General features: G+C 63.7%; 9 protein-coding genes. 3 read left to right on the top strand and 6 right to left on the bottom strand.

All coding sequences use genetic code 11. From position 1 onward, the window contains the following. Window positions 1-5 precede the first annotated feature (5 nt). The 3 genes from rffA to U8331_RS02760 all read left to right on the top strand — a co-directional run bounded on the left by rffA (window position 6) and on the right by U8331_RS02760 (window position 4,565). Window positions 6-1,157, top strand: coding sequence for a dTDP-4-amino-4,6-dideoxygalactose transaminase (gene rffA, locus U8331_RS02770; protein WP_481132113.1), 1,152 nt, complete (start codon window positions 6-8; stop codon window positions 1,155-1,157). 79 nt (window positions 1,158-1,236) lie between these two features. Next, on the top strand, window positions 1,237-2,367 hold the full coding sequence (gene wecB, locus U8331_RS02765) for a non-hydrolyzing UDP-N-acetylglucosamine 2-epimerase (RefSeq protein WP_481132112.1): 1,131 nt from the start codon (window positions 1,237-1,239) through the stop codon (window positions 2,365-2,367). A gap of 8 nt (window positions 2,368-2,375) precedes the next feature. After that, window positions 2,376-4,565 carry a hypothetical protein gene (locus U8331_RS02760; RefSeq protein WP_481132111.1) on the top strand — a complete coding sequence of 730 codons (2,190 nt, stop codon included), beginning with the start codon at window positions 2,376-2,378 and terminating at the stop codon, window positions 4,563-4,565. 30 nt (window positions 4,566-4,595) lie between these two features. Here U8331_RS02760 and U8331_RS02755 read toward each other — a convergent pair whose 3' ends face one another. The 6 genes from U8331_RS02755 to U8331_RS02730 all read right to left on the bottom strand — a co-directional run bounded on the left by U8331_RS02755 (window position 4,596) and on the right by U8331_RS02730 (window position 19,520). Further along, window positions 4,596-6,008, bottom strand: a complete 1,413-nt coding sequence (locus tag U8331_RS02755) for an asparagine synthetase B family protein (RefSeq protein ID WP_481132110.1) — start codon at window positions 6,006-6,008, stop codon at window positions 4,596-4,598. 689 nt (window positions 6,009-6,697) lie between these two features. Then, window positions 6,698-7,975, bottom strand: a complete 1,278-nt coding sequence (locus U8331_RS02750; protein ID WP_481132109.1) for a nucleotide sugar dehydrogenase — start codon at window positions 7,973-7,975, stop codon at window positions 6,698-6,700. A 22-nt stretch (window positions 7,976-7,997) separates the two neighbouring features. Continuing rightward, window positions 7,998-10,880, bottom strand: coding sequence for an acyltransferase family protein (locus tag U8331_RS02745; protein ID WP_481132108.1), 2,883 nt, complete (start codon window positions 10,878-10,880; stop codon window positions 7,998-8,000). Between the two features lie 14 nt (window positions 10,881-10,894). Next, window positions 10,895-15,955 carry a glycosyltransferase gene (locus U8331_RS02740; protein WP_481132107.1) on the bottom strand — a complete coding sequence of 1,687 codons (5,061 nt, stop codon included), beginning with the start codon at window positions 15,953-15,955 and terminating at the stop codon, window positions 10,895-10,897. After that, window positions 15,952-17,379, bottom strand: a complete 1,428-nt coding sequence (locus U8331_RS02735; protein ID WP_481132106.1) for a class I SAM-dependent methyltransferase — start codon at window positions 17,377-17,379, stop codon at window positions 15,952-15,954. Before U8331_RS02735 ends, U8331_RS02740 begins: the two co-directional genes overlap by 4 nt. Window positions 17,380-17,453: 74 nt before the next feature. Next, window positions 17,454-19,520, bottom strand: coding sequence for a glycosyltransferase family 2 protein (locus tag U8331_RS02730; protein WP_481132105.1), 2,067 nt, complete (start codon window positions 19,518-19,520; stop codon window positions 17,454-17,456). Window positions 19,521-19,591: the final 71 nt, after the last annotated feature.

The following is a 19,591-nucleotide window of genomic DNA, read 5'->3' as shown; positions in this document are numbered from 1 at the left end:
GCTCCATGCTTCCGTTCAACAAGCCCTATATGTCGGGCCGCGAGCTCGAACTGATCAAAGAAGCATATGAGCGGGGCCACCTCTCCGGAGACGGGGTGTTCACCAAGCGCTGCCACGCTTGGCTGGAGGCCAACACCGGGTCGGCCAAGTGCCTCCTGACACACAGCTGCACGGCCGCCCTGGAAATGAGCGCCCTGCTGCTCGATCTCCGCCCCGGCGACGAGGTGATAATGCCCTCGTTCACCTTTGTCTCGACTGCCAACGCGTTTGTGTTGCGTGGCGCCGTGCCGGTTTTTGTCGATATTCGTCCTGACACCCTGAACATAGACGAGCGCCTTATCGAGCAAGCTATCGGCCCTAGGACCAGGGCAATTTGCGTGGTGCACTATGCCGGCGTGGCATGCGAGATGGACCGGATAATGGCCATTGCGGCGAGACACGGCTTGGCCGTCGTCGAGGATGCCGCCCAAGGAGTCATGTCGACCTACAAGGGACGACCTCTTGGCGCAATCGGCACACTCGGGGCCTTCAGCTTCCATGAAACAAAAAACGTTATATCTGGTGAGGGCGGCGCCCTGCTCGTCAATGACCCTGGATTCAGCGAGCGCGCGGAGATAATCCGCGAGAAGGGAACGAACCGCAGCAAGTTCTTTCGTGGGCAGGTGGACAAGTACACGTGGATCGATGTCGGCTCCTCCTATCTCCCCGGGGAAGTCGTTGCCGCTTTCCTCTTCGCGCAACTCGAGCAGGCCGAGTCAATTACGCAGCGGCGGCTGGCCATCTGGGGCAGCTATCATTCCTGGGCCAAGGGCCTGGAAGATGCTGGACGGCTGCGCCGGCCGATCGTACCCGTTGACTGCAGTCACAATGCACATATGTATTACGTGCTCCTGCCTTCGCTTGCCCACAGACAGAGCTTCATAGCGTCGCTGAAGTCACAGGACATCGGCGCGGTGTTCCACTACGTTCCCCTGCACTCCACGCCTCAGGGGCAGCGCTCTGGACGAGCGCACGGATCACTGGACGTCACCGATTCCTGCAGTGAGAGGCTCGTCCGCCTGCCGTTGTGGCTCGGAATCGAGCCGCACCTCGACAGGGTCCTCTCCGCATGCGAGCGGGCACTGGACGCTTCAGAACGGACGAGTAGTTGCCCGTGATTCCAATCGCTGTTCCATCCCATCTCGCGCGGCCTGGCACCTTGCGCAATTCGGATCCGCTCTACGCGGGTGAACTTCCATGACGCGGGTGATGGTGGCGTTCGGGACGCGTCCCGAAGCCATCAAGATGGCTCCTGTAGTGGCCGCACTAAGGGCAAATGCCGGGTTTGAGGTCACGGTAGTGGTTACCGGGCAGCACCGCGACATGCTCGACCAGGCACTGCGCGTTTTCAATATTGTTCCGGATCTCGACTTGGCATTGATGCGGCCCGATCAGGACCTTTCCTCGCTGACCTCGGTGGTTGTTTCGGCCATGGCCGGGGCAATCCGTACTTACCGGCCGCAGATCCTACTGGTTCACGGCGATACCACCACCACCCTTGCCGCGGCGTTGGCGGGCTTCTACGCCAAGGTTCCGGTGGGCCATGTGGAGGCGGGATTACGAAGCGGTTGCATCGACGAGCCTTGGCCGGAGGAGATGAACCGACGGGTCTGCGCCACGCTGTCATCGCTCCACTTCGCCCCCACGGAGCGGGCACGCAGCAATCTTGTCAGCGAAGGGATCGCCCCCTGCTCCATCGAAGTGACGGGAAATACCGCAGTCGACGCTCTCTTGCTCGCCGATCGCGCGCTCAGGACCGATGACGTTCTCCGAGCGTCGGTAGACGAGCGGCTTCCAACGCTCGACCCCAACAGACGCCTGCTTCTTGTTACGGCCCACCGCCGAGAGAACATCGGGGCGCGGCTCGATGCAATTCTGCTTGCGCTTCAGCGGGTTTCCCGCCGCGGGGACGTGCAGATCCTCTTCCCGGTCCACCCCAACCCGAACATCGCGGGGCCTGTCAGAAGGGCGCTCGAGGGCGAGGCGGATGTAATACTGACCGCGCCTCAGGAATATCTCCCGTTCGTACGGCTAATGCAACGCGCGCACCTGATCCTGACGGACTCAGGAGGCCTCCAGGAGGAAGCTCCGTCGCTTCACAAACCGGTGCTCGTCATGAGGGAAACCACGGAGCGCCCCGAGGTGATCGCAGCCGGGGCGGCGCGGCTGGTGGGCACGCGGACCGAAGACATCGTGAATGCCGTTGACGAGATAATAAGCTCCAAGGAACTGCATTCTGCAATGTCGGGAGCCCAGAACCCCTACGGCGACGGTGCCGCCGCCGCCCGGATCGTAGCGCGCATCGCAACGGAGTACCGTTCCCGGTAGGGAGTCCTATGAAGATTCTCAAGCCGAATGGCGAGAATTCCATGCGCTGGATCGCGCAATCGGCAGTGAGTGCGGCCATACTTTTGCTGGCGCTCGGTGTAGCCATGGGGGTGGTCGGCACCTTCGACTCCGCCAGAAGCTGGGAGCTGGTCAGCAGCCATGGGGGCCAAGGGGTGGCTGCCGCTGCGGTTATCGCCGTCACTACCGTGGGGTGGTTCCTGACGGTCTGGTGGTTGGGACGCAGAGGTGAGCCGATCGCTCCCCTCCCCTTCCTGGCAACTGCGCTTGTGGGCACTGTCGTCGTACACCTGTTCATGGTTGCCACGGTCGTACCCGATTGGGCCGCCGATTATCGGCAGTACTGGAGGTACGCGGGCAGAATGGTGCAGGAGGGCGAATACGCCGGAGTAGAGGGACCGTATTACGCCAGGGCGCTGTTCTTCCCGTATCCCGTCGTTAAGATTCTCGGCCCCGACGCCAAGTTGGCGTTGAAACTCGTCAATGTGGCGCTGTTCGCTGCAATCCAGCTGGTTGTGTATGACGTGGCGAGGCGCATTCGAAGCCACCAAGCGGCACAGTCGGCCAGCCTGTTGTTTGCTGCAGCCCCGCTGCCGGTAATGACGATCCTCATTCCGAGCCATGACCTCTGGGGTCTGTTCTTTCTTTCGACCAGCACGTGGTTGTTCTGCGTAAGCTGCGGTACGGGCCGGGCAAGCGCGAAGCCCAATTGGAAGATCCTGGGGCTGGCGGCCGTTGCGGGCGTCGTTGTGTACCTGACGCAAGTCCAGCGCGGCTACGGACTGATCTTCTGCCTATGCACCGCTGCTACCTGCTGCCTCATACTCATGTCGCGCCGACTCACCGGCCAATACCCCAAGAGGCAGGGCGTCCGGTTGGTGGTGGCCACCGGACTCGTACTGGTGGGCTACGCGCTATCAAGTGCCGCCGACCGGCAACTGCAACTTCAACCGGCACCCCGGCCGGTGCTCGAGGGGATGAAGTTCGCGGCCAATGCCAGCGGACTTGGCAACGGTAGGAGCGACTGGTTCGGGCGCTTCCGACCGCGCTTTTCCGAAGGCTACGGCACCCCGGAAGCCGCGAGAGATCTCGCGATATCCAACGGGCTGTCCAGCTGGGCCCTTTCGCCTCTGGAGCGCAGCCTCAGGGTCGCCACCCATGCGCAACGCCTCTACAGCCTGACCTATACCCGTGACTGGGACTATGTCTTCCGGAATCCGCGCGATCTCTCGACCGGGCAGCGGGAAGCAGTGCTGTTTTATGCCGATGTTTTCGGTATCGCTTTTGGCGTGCTCTTTCTCGCAGCTCTTTTGCGGCTTTTCCTGCGCTCCTGCTCCATCCAGCCCCTGCTACTGACGCTACTCATCTTTCTGGTCGCACTTTCACTGCCACTGCTCCTGTTCTTCGAAAACAAACCGTACAACATTTTCCCGATATGGATGATCGGGGCGATCACGATCGGCTGCCTTTTCGCCCCCGGCGCTCCTGGACCACGCCCCGGCGCGGCGGGAGCGACACGCATCGACTTACGTGCGGCTGTCGGAGGCACCGCGCTCGTTGCTGTGGCAGGAGTGGCGGTGCATCTTGCGTCCCTCGGACTCTACCGCGAGGCGGATGGCCGGATCCTCTCCGGCTGGGAAGTGTCTCTCAACAGACGCCCCGTGGATTCCCGGCTGGAACAGAACATTCTGGACGCTCGGCCCCGGGCATTCGATGTCCCGGCGTTGAAGCGGGCCGGCATCCGCGAGCTTTACCAGCGTACGGCCGCAGAGGATGGTGATCGCATTCGCCGCTACGGGGGCTTTCTGGTTACCACCCTGCAGCACCCCAACCCTGTCCGGGCGGGTGACGAGCTGCTGCTTACCACCCAGGTGTGCACCGAACGTGGAAGCCGGCGAAGCACGCTGGAGTTCTTCGCCTATGCGCCCGTTTCGCGGGAAGGCTCGGTACCAGCTGCGCTCGATGTCGTCATAGATGGCCAGCCCTCGAACCCGGCAGGAGTTCCATTTGCCGGAAAGGACTTCCGTCGGTGGACGGTCGAGAGCGGAGCACTGTCGGATGGAACGTGCCATGAAATCGGCTTCAGGCTCGTCGCGCTCGGGACGGATGCCTCCGGAGGCACTCCCGCTTTTGTCGAAATCTGGATGCCGCGTCTTATCGAAGCAAGGGACGCAGGCTAGAGTCCTGCCGCAGCTCGCTTGCCAGCGGGTCTACGAGTGGCGCCCGATCTCCGCGAGGCGCGCGTCGTATCGTCTGGTGATGTGCAGCATGATCTCGCTGCCCAGCCGCACCGAATCCGGAAGCCCGAAGGCCGCTTCGTAGAGCGTGCGGCTGTTCAGTCCAGTGATCGAGTACACCGCGGGATCCATTTCGTTGTGCATGTTTGCGCCCCAGACTCCCATGCGCTGCTCCCAGTAGTAGAGGTCACGCAGGTCCAAGTTGAAGAGGTCGCCGTCGTAGTTGGCCCTCTCCATGAATCCTTCGATGGCACGCATGGAGAACTTGGTGAATTCTGCGGAGGGGTTAGGAACACGGCGGGTCGCGTAAAGCCTGAAAAAGCCCTTTGCCACGTCGTCGCCTACCGCGTGGCCATGGCGGTTATAAAAACCCCTGATTATCTCTCCTCCATATCCCCTTACAAACACGTCGCCCGGTGCGGAAATCATCGCCATGTTCGCCGAAAGCTTGGAGTTGCCGCGTCCGCAGAACCCGGTGGCAGCATCGGTCGCCTGGAGTACTGCTTCAAAGCGGCGGTCGCCCTGGACCGCTCCCGGCTTCATGTACACGTGCGGCCTTGCAAGGTGGCGCACCATCCTCGCCACTATGTCCACTTCCTCTTCCGGCAACCTTCCCCCGGTCCACGTGACCGTTCTCATGGGCAGGTCGCGTCCCAGGAGACCGGCTATTACTGCCCGGGTGTCCACCCCTCCAGTCACGCCCAACAGTGGCGTATACAGCCCTCGCAGGTGCGCGGCGAATTTCGAGAAATAGGTATCGCATCCGGCGAGAAACTGCTCCATGGTCCCGGGCGTGACGGGATTGCGCGGCCAATACCTGAACGTGCGCCCGGTCCGTGAGTCGTAGCCGTTGTTCGGGATCAGCGCTCGAATCGCACCGAACATCGTCGCGTCGCCGGGTAGGTAGCTGGTCCCGCGGGCCTTGTACTCGGGAGCCCGGACGAAACGCTGGGCGTCCTCGTCCACGGTGTCGCCGAAAGCCGCGGCCAGGAGGCCCGCATGGGATGAAATTCCTAGCCTGTCATCACGGCGATAGTAGACAGAGCGCGAGCCGAACGGATCATGCACCACCCGGCATTCGCCGTCGGTGAGGATCAGAAGGGCAAAGCGTCCCGCGAGGCGATCGAGGTGTTGCCAGTTCCCGTCAATGCACAGCTGTTTCAGGATGGCGTCGATATTGTCGTCGTCGCCCACAGCGAAGACATCACCGACCACCACCACAGATGTTCTGTCGCAGGACAGAATCCGGACTGTTGTCTCCGGGTGTGTCTGAAGAACGAATCCCGCCAGCGACAAGTGCCTCCAGCCGGAAATGATGCTTTCGGGCGGAACCTTGCCCTCGCGAGCGAGAAGAAACCCGAATCTGTAGGACAACGACGCGTTCATTTTGGCCTTCTGATCGTCAATTCCTTACCCGGCTGAGAATCCCGGCCGGTCCGGGCCATCACTACGACCGACGGCCAGCACTGGGGCCACGTAAACATCCGACCTAGTCAACCTTCTGCCGGATTCTCAGGGAGCTCGCCGCTCCAGGCGTCTGTAGCTCGGGGCCGACGCCCCTCGGCCTGACAAGGATGTTCAGCCTGTTTTCCCCCGGACGCTGGAGGTAGATCCAACGGCTGCCGTCCTCGCCGTCACGTTGTTTTACGACTGTGTAACCGGCTTTCGAGAATGCGTCAGCAGCCCGCCTGGATGCGCGCTCCACCTCAGCATCGGGCAGCTCCACGAAGGCCTGCCGCTCGGTTCCCGCGGGGCCGGCAACCACCCTGTCGTAAACCAGTGTCGCCCCGCCGGTTCCGAGCAGGAGGCGAACACCTTCACCCATGGCAGCCGCGGGGGAGCCTTCCCCGCCAGCGGAAGACTCCAGCACAGGAGGCAGATGCACCTGCGGCTGCGAAGGGGGCGCCGGGTCGCCACAAGCGACGACCAGTGCGGGCACAAGGAAGACTAGAACCCTGCTGATGGCGGGCCGGAACGGCCTAAGCGGTCCGCCCCGGCCCTCTACCGGAACCTGCGCGGTTGCTCCGGTCGTGCCGATCGACGACACGCAGGGGTGCCGACCCGTGTCCGTCCGATCAGAGTCGGAACACATTATCACTCCGCTCCAGTACACCCTTGACGTCGAAGATGATGCCACCCGGTTTCAGCAGCCGCTGGACGTCAACCTGCGCGCCCTTGCCGACGAACTGTTTGTGAGCCACGGCAAGAACGACCGCGTCGTAGCTGCCTTCCACCAGGTCCGCGGTCAGCTCGACGCCGTATTCGTGCCTGACCTCTTCCGCATTCACCCAGGGGTCGTGGATATCGACGTCCGCGTGGATACCCGACAGTTCGGAGATGACGTCCACCACCTTGGTGTTGCGCACGTCGGGGCAGTTTTCCTTGAACGCGACCCCCAGCACCAGAATGCGCGACCCGACCACATTGATCCGCGATTCGGCCATCAGGCGTATCACGCGCCCGGCGACGTACGGTCCCATCTCGTCGTTGATGCGCCGGGCCGACAGGATCAGTTCGGGGTTGTAACCCAGCATCGCCGCCTTATGAGCCAGATAGTACGGGTCGACACCGATACAGTGCCCTCCCACCAGACCGGGCGAGAAGGGCATGAAGTTCCACTTGGTCCTTGCGGCGGCCAGCACCTCGTGGGTATCGATACCGACGCGGTTGAATATCCCCGCAAGTTCGTTCATCAGTGCGATGTTGACGTCGCGCTGCGTGTTCTCGATCACCTTGGACGCTTCCGCGACCCGTATCGAACTTGCCTTGTGCGTCCCCGCCTCGATGATCGACGCGTACAGCTCGTCGACGAAATCGGCGACGTCCGGGTTGGAGCCCGACGTCACCTTGGTGATCTTGGTGACGGTACGCTCCTTGTCACCGGGGTTGATCCGCTCCGGGCTGTAGCCGCAGAAGAAGTCTTCATTGAACTTCATGCCGGACGCCTGTTCGAGCACCGGGACACACACCTCTTCCGTCACGCCCGGGTAGACGGTCGATTCGTAGATCACGAGGTCGCCCTTCTTGAGGATGCTGCCGATCGCCGCGCTCGACTTGAGCAGGGGATCGAAGTCCGGCTGGCGAGCCGCATCGATGGGAGTCGGCACGGTGATCACGAATACGTTGCAATCGCGCAATTCGGCCAACTGGTCTGTGTAGGTCAGCTGGCCTGCACTTGACAGATCCTCCGGGGACACCTCGAGCGTCCGGTCCGACCCGCCTTTCAGTTCAAGGATGCGCGCCGCATTGATGTCGAACCCGACGACGGGGAAACGACGACCAAACGCAACCGCCAGCGGCAAGCCGACGTAACCGAGTCCTACAATGGCCAACTTGGCGTCAGAAATTTTCATATTGTCATCCTGTACACATAGATTATTTTGAAAGCGATTGCTTTATCGCCGGCTCAAGATGCGGAGCGAATGAACGTGCGTAAGTGGCGGTCAGGTGGTGTCGGTCCCGCCAGAGGATCACGTCATCTTTCATCGCCGGGCAGACGCCGTCCTCGCATATCAGATCGTTGAAGTTGACAAACCCGACGTTAGGCTTGGCCTCCATCGCGCGGAGGATCGAGTCCGGATTATCGAGAGTCTCGCTGATGGGGGTGTCGCAGCTCCCCGCTACGAAGCGCGGAGCGCTGAGGCAGTCCGGTATGTCCTGGGCCATCCACGGGGTGTCGGCAATGGCCAGCACCGGCACGCCGCGTGAGCGCAACTCCTTCCAACGGGCAAGCAGGCCGTTGGCCAGCTCCTCCACATTCTCCTCGTCGCTATCCTCTCCGGGTATTCGATGCCCGCGTGACTGGCTGGTAACGACCAGCGAAGGCTTTAAAGATTCCAGTCGGTTCATCAGATTCGCGTTCCAAGTAGTGCACGACTCGTAGGGTCGCCCTCCACTCTGCACTTCTGCATCGGAAAAAGCACAGGCTGACTTGGTGAAGCTATAGAGGGCCCAGTGGTTTTTGTTGGCCAGCACCTGCAGCGGTGGGAGCCACTGAGCAGCATGCGAATCACCGGCTAGAACTATGCGGACATCGGAGCTGCGATCCCCGTAAACACAATAGGTCGGCTCACTCGATGCGTGAGTGGCGTGACAGCCATCCGCGTAAAGATCGGGATTGTCTCGCTTGGCCGCTACCGCTCTCTGAGGCAGATTGCTCGGCTTCGGGAGCGTTTCGAAGCTTGGCACTTTCACCGACGGCAAGCCCAGCTCCTTAAGAGCCCGGGCAAATTCAGGGGCGAGCGAGCGGGAATATGTAGCGGTGAGGTTCGCAGTGCCCCTGTAGACGGCGACATTACCGACTACAGCGTTACAGGCCGTTTCGCTACAGATCCCGTTGCTGAGATCGACGAGACGAACACCCTTAACCGCTCTAGCTGCCTCAATGACTGGATCTTGCCCTCTTAGCGCCCTATTTCGAGGGCGCGAGCAGGTTTCCAGTTCTTGGGTCTTCCCGCAGGCGCTTCCGAGAGCGGGCGTACTACGAACAAGAACCACTTGGTCGGGCGACTCGGCCAGCGCGCTGGCAGCGTGCGCGAGCCCTTGTGCCAGCAACTTGGCTCGAGGACTTCCCCCGTTTGCACCCATGACGCGACCCGCGGGCGACTGCGCGATAAAGACAAGATCGGGAGCAAGCTTCTTTATCTGCCCGGGCAGCTTCTGCCTCCATTTTTCACACGCGGTGAAGAGCTTGTCGTCGCTGTCTCGCGGAGGGATGTCTCCGAGTACGCATCCGGTCTTGACTACCACGTCGAGCGCCCACCCGTTAGCGTGCGCCACCTCGGCAAGCGCCGGCTGCCACTGCGCGGCATAAGTATCGCCAACCAGTGCGACGCGGTACTCGCCCTCCTGGTTCCCGTAGTGGCAGACCTTGACCGCAGTGCTGTCGCCGCGGGACATGCAGTCGTCGCGATACGGCGCCGGAACGTCCCTGCGGGCGGCGGAGGGGTCCGGAATAATAGGGGCATCAGGGGCCGTGACACCGTCGGTCAGGACCGCCGCACCCGGGTGGAGGTTTGGCGCCGCGTCACGTTCGGTCGCCGCCGCAGCAGCAGTCACGGCTTCGTTTTGCGACCAGGGGCGCGGCGCCGCCCATGCGGCGGCAAGGCTTACGGCAATGCACACGACGGCCAGTCCAAACGCGCGGCCATGCCCGTGCGCGTCCGCCGACCGATGCCGGAAGCGGTCTTCGACAAGCACCTTCGACTGGTGGGCCAGTGCGCACGAGACGACGAAGACAGCCACGCCATCGACAAAGACCGGGGGGCGTCCCACTGCCGCCGTGTAGAAGATGATGACCGGCCAGTGCCACAGGTACAGGGAGTAGGAGATGTCGCCGAAGTACTGGAAGGGGCGTCTGCGCAGCAGGTTGTACGCACTGAGCCGGCGGGGGGATTCTCCTCCGAGCAGCACCAGGGCCGTGCCAAGGACGGGAAGCACCGCCATGTAGCCGGGGAACGGTGTCGACTGGTCGAACGTGACCACGGCCGCCGCGATCATTGCCAGACCGAGCCACGTCGCTGCCTCGCGCACGCCGAGTGGAAGTTCCCGCCAGCGGAACGTGACTGCGAGGAGACCACCGACACCGAGCTCCCACGCCCGCGTCAGGGTGGAGAAATAGGCCAGCGAAGGATTGGTGTGGGTCAGCCAGATCGAGTAGATCAGCGACGAGACGACCACGAATGCAACAAGCCCCGCGAACAGCCGGCCCGGCTCCCGCCGCCAGCCGAGCGGCGCCACGCCGACGAGCATCAGCAACAGCGGCCAGGCGATGTAGTACTGCTCTTCCACCGAGAGCGACCAGAAATGCATGACCGCGCTGGGCGCGGACTCTGCCGCGAGGTAATCCACCGCCTGACCGGCAAGCCACCAGTTCTGGACATAGAGCGCACTGGCACCGATGCCGGTGATCGTGTCATCCCACTGGGTGCGCGGCAGGAGAGGCACCATGAAGGCCACGGCGACCAGAACGACCGCGGCAGCGGGCAGCAGCCTGCGAATCCGCCGCACATAGAACTCCCGGACGGAGATCCGGCCGGTTTGGCTGAACTGCCTGAAGAGGATGCCGGTGATCAGGTACCCGGAGATCACGAAGAAGACATCGACGCCCACGTAGCCGCCGGGAAGGACGTCGGGCCAGATGTGGAACACGAGGACCGACAGGACGGCGATCGCCCGCAGTGCCTGGATCTCGAAGCGGAATCCACTTCCCGCAAACCCGGATACTCCGGTCGCGGCAGGAGGAGAAGAATTGCCCATGGGAAATGGTCTCGTCATTGCAGGCCTGCCAGCAGGGTGCCAAGCCGCCGGGCGTACGCCTCGTGGCTGAAACGGTTGCGCAGTTCAAGGGCGGCGCGCGCCCTGGCCGCCACTCTCGCTTCCCGGTCGCCGTGAAGCCCGAGAACAAGCGCGGCTACTTCGGCGGGCTTGCAATACAGTGCCGCCTCGCCGAAGACCGGCCGGAACTTTTCCGGAAGTATGACCGGGCGACCGCTGGCGATCGCCTCGAGGATGGACCTTCCGAACGCCTCGACGATCCGGTCGTTGTCGAAATACACGAAGTAGTCGATCCCGGCGAGGAATTCCCGCACGTCCACCTGGCCGTAGGGAAGCACGTCCCAGTTGGACGGAAAGCCCGCATCTCCCAGCAGGGCGCCGCACGTACGCGCACCGCCCATAATCCGCACGGCGATGTCCGGGCGGTCGGGATACGCCTGCATCAGTTCCTCCGCGGTGGCGGGGAACTTCAACGGGTTGTCGCGCGAATACCGACCGACTACGGGCACGCGCCCATCGGTATGACGCTCTTCCACATGCCACTCGCGCACATCGAGGATACCCGGCATGTCCACCGGATCGAGGAGCTCGTGCGGAACCAATGGCAGAAGCGCCTCGCGCACCAGCGGACCCTGGGGAATCCACACCGGATCCACCCCGAAAAGCGAGCGTGCATTGCGCATGCAGTCGGAGACGCAGTAGCGGACGTCACTGCCGTCGTGTTCACTGGGCGCCTGATTGGCGACAACGACAGCCGAGGAAAGCTCCCACGCGACCGCGTCGGCCTGGGTGAATTGCAGGATGGGAGGGTACCTCAGCACTGCCAGGCGAACGCGTACCTGGTCCGACGTGGCGATCTGGTCGACCACGCCGTCGTGGATGAGCAAACGGACCGCAGCGCAGAGAGGCTGCCGCTCTTTCGTCATGAACCGGAATGCCTCCATGTGGCAGATAGCCAGACGGAGTCCCGCGGCGTGGAGGGCGCGGATTTCCTCCACCATGGACTTCTGGGGGCCGCCGAACTGCCGCCAGTCGCCAATGAACACCACGTCGTATCCGGCGGCGGTCGCACGGTCAATCCAGAACCGCTGCGGTGCAGGAAAGGGACGCAGCTCTGTGCCGGAATCAAAATAAGGCGAGGCTTCTCCGGCCGTGATGCGACCGTGCCAGAGTTCATACGCTTCGCGGTATGCCGAACGCGCAGGGTGCCGCCAGCCCGGTCTGAACTCGGCTCGCGACAGTGAGTTCGGCTCAAGCCTCACCAGTGACAACGGCATCTTGTGGTCAAGCTCGACCAGCCCCCCGTCGAAGACCGCCGCGATGCGGAGTGCGTACTCGGTGTCGGCGCCCTTCCTCACCACGTCGAAGTGGCCGATGCGGTCGAGCACATCCGCGCGACGGATCATCAGGGACGAAGCGTTGCCCTGTATGGCCGCACTGCCGGGATTGGCCAGCAGCAGGTCACGATCGACCCGGACGCTCGCGCTCCTGCTGGCCATGAGGCCGTGGTCGTCCAACAAGGGACGCAGTTGGAGTTCAATCCGCTTCGGGTGGCTGTAGTCGTCCGCGTCCTGGAATGTGACGAACTCGCCCGTGGCCACGGACAGCCCCCGATTTCGGGCCATGTAGGTGCCCTGATTGCCCGGCTGCCTGAGCACCTTGACCCTCGGGTCCATGGCGAGGCAGTCCTCGAAGATCGGGCTGTATTCCGGGCCCGAGCAGTCGTCGACTACAAGGACCTCCAGGTTCCGCCAGGTCTGCGAGAGCACCGAGCGCAACGATGAGAGCAGCGCCACGGTTGGCCGCCATGCCGTGATGATCACCGTGACCATGACGTCGCTGTCGATGGGCTCCTGTCCATCCAGATCGAAGTCGATGCGGTCGAAAACGGCGAGCCCGTCCATCGCCTCGGCCAGGCGAAGTTCGTTCAATCCCCAGTCGCGGAAGATGGAGTTGAATGCGTCAATCCATTCGGCGTCGCGGTTCGACCACACCGGATGCTGGAGGTCGATGTCGATCAGTTGGCTGTCCTGCTTTCCGAGCCTGAGCACCTTTCTCAGCGTCAGCGCGGTCGAGTGCATTCCCAGCCGAAGGGCTGCATCGATGAAGACCTTGGACCAGTTCCTCGGCACCACATCGGCGCCATGTGAGATCACCATCGCCTCACACAGCGTGACCCCGTTCAACCGGTCGTCGCGGCGAAGCGCCTGCAAGACCAGGATCCGCGCCAGGCGAATGGCCATGGCCGCATCGAGTTCCGCGAGCGCGGTCAGCGCGGCCGAGCGTCGTCCGGGTGCTCGTGCCGCCTCCGCGTGCCCAATAATGTCGGCTACCGAAAACCGTCCGCGCGATGCCATGCGTGCAAGCAGCTCGCGCGCGTTCTCCGATCCGGTTCGCAGGATCGTCGCGTCCAGGCGCGTGGAATCGCTGGTCCTCCTTGCGATCGCGATGTAATCGCGAATCACCTCGGGCGTGCCTGCAACCAGTTCCGGCACGATGGACTTCTCGGGAGCCGGCCGCTTTGCAGAGGGCGCGTCCCGCAACCCCAGCCCTCGCAGAAAGGCCGCACCATCGAACCGCTCCGGATACCGCCGGGCAATGGAAGCCTGGTTGGCAAGTGCCTCGGGGTTTTTCGACAGCTCCGAAACGATGGAGTACACCTCTTCGGGTTCTGCTGGAATCACCGCTCCCTCGAAAGCTGACGCGTGGCGCCTCGAGGAGATCACCACGCAGCCGCTTGCCATCGCCTGTGCGAACAGGCGCACCGGGGTTTCGGCGGTCGACGCCTGACCGAAGTAGACGAAGAAATCGCATCCGCTCAGAAAGACGTCCGCAGCCATCGAGCCTTCCGGCAGGACTCTCCAGCTCGCCGGCATCGGCCGGTCGCCCAGGATGGCCGACAGCTCCGCCTCTCCCCCGAGAAACCGGGTCGGGGCCTTGCCGGTAGGAGGGTAGGAGTTCAGGAGCGCATCCCGCTGCCGGGGGAAGTTCCGCGCATCCTCCAGCGCCACGCATCCAATCACCGGCCGACGCCCCGACAGATCACGACGGGGCGAACGCCATGTTCCAGGATCGATCGCCATCGGATACGGCGGGCCGAGGCGAGCGTCCTGATGCAGGACACCCCGCAACGCGTCGGCCAATGCTTCTTTGGCACGCCACACCGGACGACGGGAAAAGGCTTCACGAAGATTTCTGTCGCAGGCCGTCGGGTCGTACCAGACCTTGCCCACACTTCCCGCGAAGGGTTCTTCTGCCACCACGATGACTTCCCGTGGCCGCAGGGCTATGCCTTGCGTGGCCAGGAAGACAGCCACCTCGGGTCGCCTGATGACCAGCACCCGGGGCGACTGCACGTCGGTGGTAAGGACCTCCCGCACCCTGCCCTGCTGGAGCAGTTTCGAAATCGGTGCCCAGAAGGTATCGATGCGCTCCACGCTCATTTCCCGCAGGGAACGCAGGTGCAGCACGCCTACGCCCAGTCCGGCACGCAGGGCAACGTTGATTTCGTCCAGTAGAGCACGCAGATGCAGAAGGTCCCTGCTCCCACGCAGGTCGTCGGCGAACACCAGGTCCAGCTCGGGTTCCGCTCGGGGATCGACCCTGAAGCGGGCTGGCAGGGGAAACCGACCCGCGCGACCGGTGTCCGGCTCCAGTCGAATGGCTTCCTCGGCACAGGCGGCATGCCAGTATTCGTAGCTCCTGCGATACGCCGAACGACTCGGGTGCCGCCAGCCGGGCCGGAACTCCGCGGTGGACAGCGACCCAATCGACTGGCGGATCATCGCCAGGTTGTGCTCGAGCGTGCGATGGCTCCGCTCTCCGAACGCCTTGCGGATGCGCAGCATGTATTCGGTGTCGCCACCCTTCCTCGTGCTGTCGTAGAAGCCGACACGCTCGAGCACTTCCGCCCGGCGAAACATCAAGGACGATGCGTTTTCCCGCCGCGCCTGAGTGCCGGGTGCATTGAACACGAGGGTCGGATCACACCGGAAGGCGTGACTCGCCGACGAAATGCGATGGCTGCTCTTGAGAATCGCCTTGGCCTGCTTCTCGATGCGCCGTGGATGGCTCCAGTCGTCCGAATCTTGGCCGGTGACCAGCTCCCCCCGCGCCAGTCGGAGCCCGACGTTCCTCGCCTCGTACGTGCCACCGTTGCGGTCCAGCCGGATCAGCCTGATTCGCGCATCCAGTGCGGCGACACTTTCCAGCAGCGGCCCGTAGCTGCCGGGAGACGCATCGTCGACCACCAGCACTTCGAGGTTTCGCCACGTCTGGTTCAGCAGGGATCGGACGGCGGTCTCGAGGCCCGTGCCCGGGTGCCATGAGGTGACGATGACCGACACCAGCGGCCCGTCGACAACGCCCGGATTCGCGTCGCATCCGAGGCGATCAAAAGGTTCACCCGCAGCTCCCGGGAGAAGCGAAGGCGGCTCGAGGCCATCACGGGAGAAAAGGCGGCCGAAGGTTTCCGCCCAGCGGACTTCGTCCTTGAAGGGCGATCCGCCGAGCGGATTCGACAGATCCGCCTCCATGATCAACTTGTCCAGACGCGACACGGGAATCTCACGGGCCAGGGCGGCGGCCAGATCGAAATCTCCCGACGCGAAGGCTAGATTCTGGAACAGCCGCGCATGGTCCGAACGGAAGGGTGCGCAACCTTTCTGCCGGTGCACCCACTTCATCACCGCCAGGGCGTCGGGTTTGTCGCGCTCCTGCTGGTCCTGCAAAGCGAGGATGCGAGCGATGCGCACCACGAGCACAGGTTCGACCACGACGCCAGCCCGTACCCCGAGGGTGGTGAAGTCGCTTCCAGCGCTGAACACGTGCCCGAGCACATCGGCACACCGCATGCGGCCGTCCGTCGCATGCAAGGCAAGCAGATCCAGGGCGCGCCTGGAGCCGGTTCGCAGGATGAGCCGGTCCAGCACGCGGTCGTCGGGCAGCCGCTCCACCACGCCCAGATACGCTCTCAGCACGTCGGCATATACGCCCCGGCGGCGCTTCAGCGCACCGGACTTCTGCAAAGAAGTAGTCACTGGAACTTCGCTGTTCACGACCGATCCGCCGTGCGCCACTCGACTGCGGTGGTCCGGGGGCCAATGGAATGCTGTGCTCCCAGGCCCGAGAACTCGCGGTGCCAGCGTGCGAGGATTTCGCGCTCCTCTTCGCGATGGATGTCGTCGAGCACCACCATTACATCAGCGGCGAAGCGAGTTTCGAGCAGCGGCAATGCCGGATAACGGGCGAGCGGCCCGGTGGCCTTGGGAGGCCCGTCGACCAGCAGAACATCTATACCCTCCAGGCCCGCCCATCCCGATTCGGCGTACCACTTGTAGGTGTCTCCACCGATCTCGAAGTCTTCCAGGGGAGCGGTGCGCACTTCCGCGACATGCGTCAAACCGTGCCGCTCCAGTTCAACCCTCGTCGCATCGGCGAACTTCTCCAGATGTTCGAGCGCGACCAGTCGCCCGCCGGTCTTCTCGAGCGCGTAGGCAAGCCAGATGGTCGAGACGCCACTTCCACACTCCACGACGAGTTGCGGCCTGCGCTGCAGTATCAGCTCAACGAGCAGCGCGATCGATTTCGGCTCCAGCGCCCAACCGGAGAACTCCGGCAGAACTGCACGAGGTGCGCAGCGCTCCAGCAACGAGGAAAGCGAAGAATTGTCGTTGATGACAGAGTAACGGAGGTTGGCAACCTCCTTCTCAATGCGCTCGAACGGACGGGCGAATGCTTCGATGGACTTCTTCTCCAAGGAAGCCAGGGATTTCAGCTCAGCCGATACCGCAGAGGAGCTGTCGACAAGCCGCTTTGCTTCCTTCTCCAGCGCATCACGCACCGAACCCACGGCCTGCTCCACGGCGCCAGAGTCACGACGGCTTTGCTTCCCGGCCTCCTCGAGCCGGGCAATCACGAGCCCCAGATCGCGGAGTACGCCCTGCTCGCCACTCTCGACCTGCGACCGCAACGCCGTCAGCTCGCGACCGGCTTGCTGCGCGGCGCTGTCGAAACTCCCTTTGAGGCCGCCGAGTTCCCGATCCAGCCGGTGGCCAAGCGCGCCCAGTGCGTGCTTGAGGTATTCGCCGGCATGCGTTGACTGGCGCTGCTGCTCCAGCAGGCGGGACGCCCTGTCTTCGATCGAGTCGCAACGCTCCATCGTTTCGCGGAACGCATTCAGCACGAGAACGCGCAGCTCTCCCGATTCCGCGCTGCGTAGTTGCTTTTCCACTGCTTGTTGACCCTGTACAAGCGCTTCCAGCCTCGCCTCGGCGTGTGCGGCACGCTGGTTCGACAGTACGATCAGATAACCTGCTCGACGATAGATACCGATTCCGAGCAGCCCCAGACCCGCACCCGCCATCGAGATGCCGGCGAGGGCCAGGAACAGATCACGTTGGAAGTAGCCAAGGACAAAGACCGCGGCACTGATCGAGATGCCGATGACGAACGCGATTCGCTTGACTGTCAGAACAGGCATGGGGGCCTCGATTTTTTGGAGCTGGGTGATGTTTGCCGGCGGCGAGGGCGGCGCCAATGTCGTGCGGCGTTTACCTACAGAAAAACCCGATCCGGGACATCACCGGAGTCGCCTATCCGTTGCGCGCGCTCCAGGAGCTCGCTGTTGTCGTGCTTCCACGTGTGGAAACCCGCCTTGCCGCTCCGGTACCTGGCGAAATTGAACCCGTCGACGGCCAGGACGTCCCGTCCGGCCTCGTAGCAGCGACGAATGAAATCGGAATCCGAGCCGCCGCGCCGCGTCTCCGAAAACGGCACCTCGTCGATGACCTCTCGCCGCGCCGTGATCGTCCCCCCCGCGATCAGCGCGCTCGTGGCGGTCGCGCTGTCGTGGAGCAGGTGGGCATGGGCCGCCCACACCGGATCCCAGTACAGTGCGTCCCGCTCTTCCAGCAGCGCGAACATCGGCGGCTTGCCGGCGACATCGAAATCGATCGCCCGCCTCCACAGCATCAGATCCGAAAGGTAGTTCGACCCGTAGAGGTCGTCATCGTCGACCTTGCTCCAGTACTCGGCATCGGAGAGTCCGATGGCGAAGTTCAGGCAGGCGCCAAGACTGCGCTCGCGCCCCAGGCACACGATCCGGATAGGCTCGCCGGGCCGGACCAGTGATCTGGCCGCTTGCAGGTCTTGCGACCCGTGCAGCACAACGACGAGTTCCTTGTTCGGGTATACGTCCGCCCTGAACCGCTCCAGACAGCCGGCCAACAGCTGTGGCCTCATCGTCACCAGGATCATGGCGACCGTGGGCGGCTCTGCCGGACGGCGCGCGATGCCTAGATCACCGGCGATCTTGCCCAGGCGGTCGGCCAGGCAGTGGCCGGTCATGACCTCACGCCAGACCTGGTGGGACAGCGCGTCACGCCAGAGCCGGTCGCTTGCCGCCCTGGAGATCAGTTCAGGGGCAGTGGCTGCGTCCGGACGGACGGCGAGGCCAGGTAGCAGCGCTCCCCGGGCCAAGGACTCGGGGTGCACCACCAGGCTACCGCACGCCGCCGCCCGGAGCATCGCCTGCTGCTGGCGCCACGGCACCCGGAAAACCGAATCGCGGAAGAGCTCCAGTGGCATCAACTTGTTCAATGCCACCTTCGCGAGTGGATCGACACACCCGATGACCTCCGGGGAGAAATCACCGCAATCGGCAAGCCGGACCTCGCTGAACTCCCAGTCGCTCTCGCAGATGCGCAATCCCTTGCCGTGCATCTCCCGGATCAGGGTATCTCCCGACGCTCCTGCGGAAAGTTCCCACCAGCCGTCGAACAGGACCTGATCATCGAAAGCCGCCCGGGACTCGCTCAGCGCATAGGACCGCACGGGGTTGTGCAGGCCGGGCTGGATGGCCACCGGCAGGAGCTGGACGTTCTTGTCCGGGTAGTCGCGCGACAGCCGGTCGCGGACGACCTCGTCGACCGCATACAGCAGGTCCGCGTGCCGGCCCAACCAGGCGAAGCGCTCGTAGTTGCGGATGTCCTCCCGGAACCAGAGCACTACCGGCACGGACTTGCGGCGGCATCCCTCCAGCAGATCCACCGCGTCGGCGCTACGTTCGGCATCGCCGACCAGGCTGTAGCGCCAGTGACCGCGCCCGTCGTGCCAGACAGTCTCCACCAGGAGAAAATCGAACTGGCACTCGTCCAGCCGGGAGGACCAATCTCCTTCCCCGGCACGGATCACTGCAGCGTCGAACGACAGTTCGTGCGCCAGTTCGTCGCCGCCCAAGAAGAGGATGCGCAACGCCCTGTCCGGCACTCCGCCTCGGGGGACGGCGGCGTTCACCACGCGTGAAAGTGCAGCAGTCGCATCGACCAGCTTGTAGGTCGCGTTGGGGTTCCCGGGGGCGAGTCCACCGGGAGCGCGCAGGGCGGGCGGCACGAAGGGCCGGGAAATCCCCGCGTCCTGGTCAGCGCGGCCGCCCGGCGTCGAAATGAGATTTCGCAGGGCGGCTCGCCAGCCACGGGTCTTCAGAGCACGCAGCGGCGCGGTGATTTTCCAGGAAGTGCTCGACAGCAGCTCGAGGCGGCGGGACTCCTCCCGCGCCAAGGCGTTACGAAGGTCCTGGACCTCCCGCTCGAGCGAAGCCTGACTGCCTGCGCCGTCATCCATGGTCGCCGCCGGGGTCGGGACGTCCGGGGTCCTTCCCGCCTCAGCGCCCATCGGACCGGCCCCCGTTCTCC

Source organism: Lysobacter sp. CC-YZS074, assembly GCF_056739745.1.
The sequence above is the reverse complement of the archived record's forward strand: the minus strand, read 5'-3'. Positions and strand labels throughout refer to the sequence as shown.

Excerpts from the sequence above, each read along its gene's own strand:
- U8331_RS02750 (WP_481132109.1), bottom strand. The coding sequence starts at position 7,975 with ATGAAAATTTCTGACGCCAAGTTGGCCATTGTAGGACTCGGTTACGTC.
- U8331_RS02745 (WP_481132108.1), bottom strand. The coding sequence starts at position 10,880 with ATGGGCAATTCTTCTCCTCCTGCCGCGACCGGAGTATCCGGGTTTGCG.
- rffA (WP_481132113.1), top strand. The coding sequence starts at position 6 with ATGCTTCCGTTCAACAAGCCCTATATGTCGGGCCGCGAGCTCGAACTG.
- U8331_RS02760 (WP_481132111.1), top strand. The coding sequence starts at position 2,376 with ATGAAGATTCTCAAGCCGAATGGCGAGAATTCCATGCGCTGGATCGCG.
- U8331_RS02755 (WP_481132110.1), bottom strand. The coding sequence starts at position 6,008 with ATGAACGCGTCGTTGTCCTACAGATTCGGGTTTCTTCTCGCTCGCGAG.
- U8331_RS02735 (WP_481132106.1), bottom strand. The coding sequence starts at position 17,379 with ATGCCTGTTCTGACAGTCAAGCGAATCGCGTTCGTCATCGGCATCTCG.
- U8331_RS02730 (WP_481132105.1), bottom strand. The coding sequence starts at position 19,520 with ATGGATGACGGCGCAGGCAGTCAGGCTTCGCTCGAGCGGGAGGTCCAG.
- wecB (WP_481132112.1), top strand. The coding sequence starts at position 1,237 with ATGACGCGGGTGATGGTGGCGTTCGGGACGCGTCCCGAAGCCATCAAG.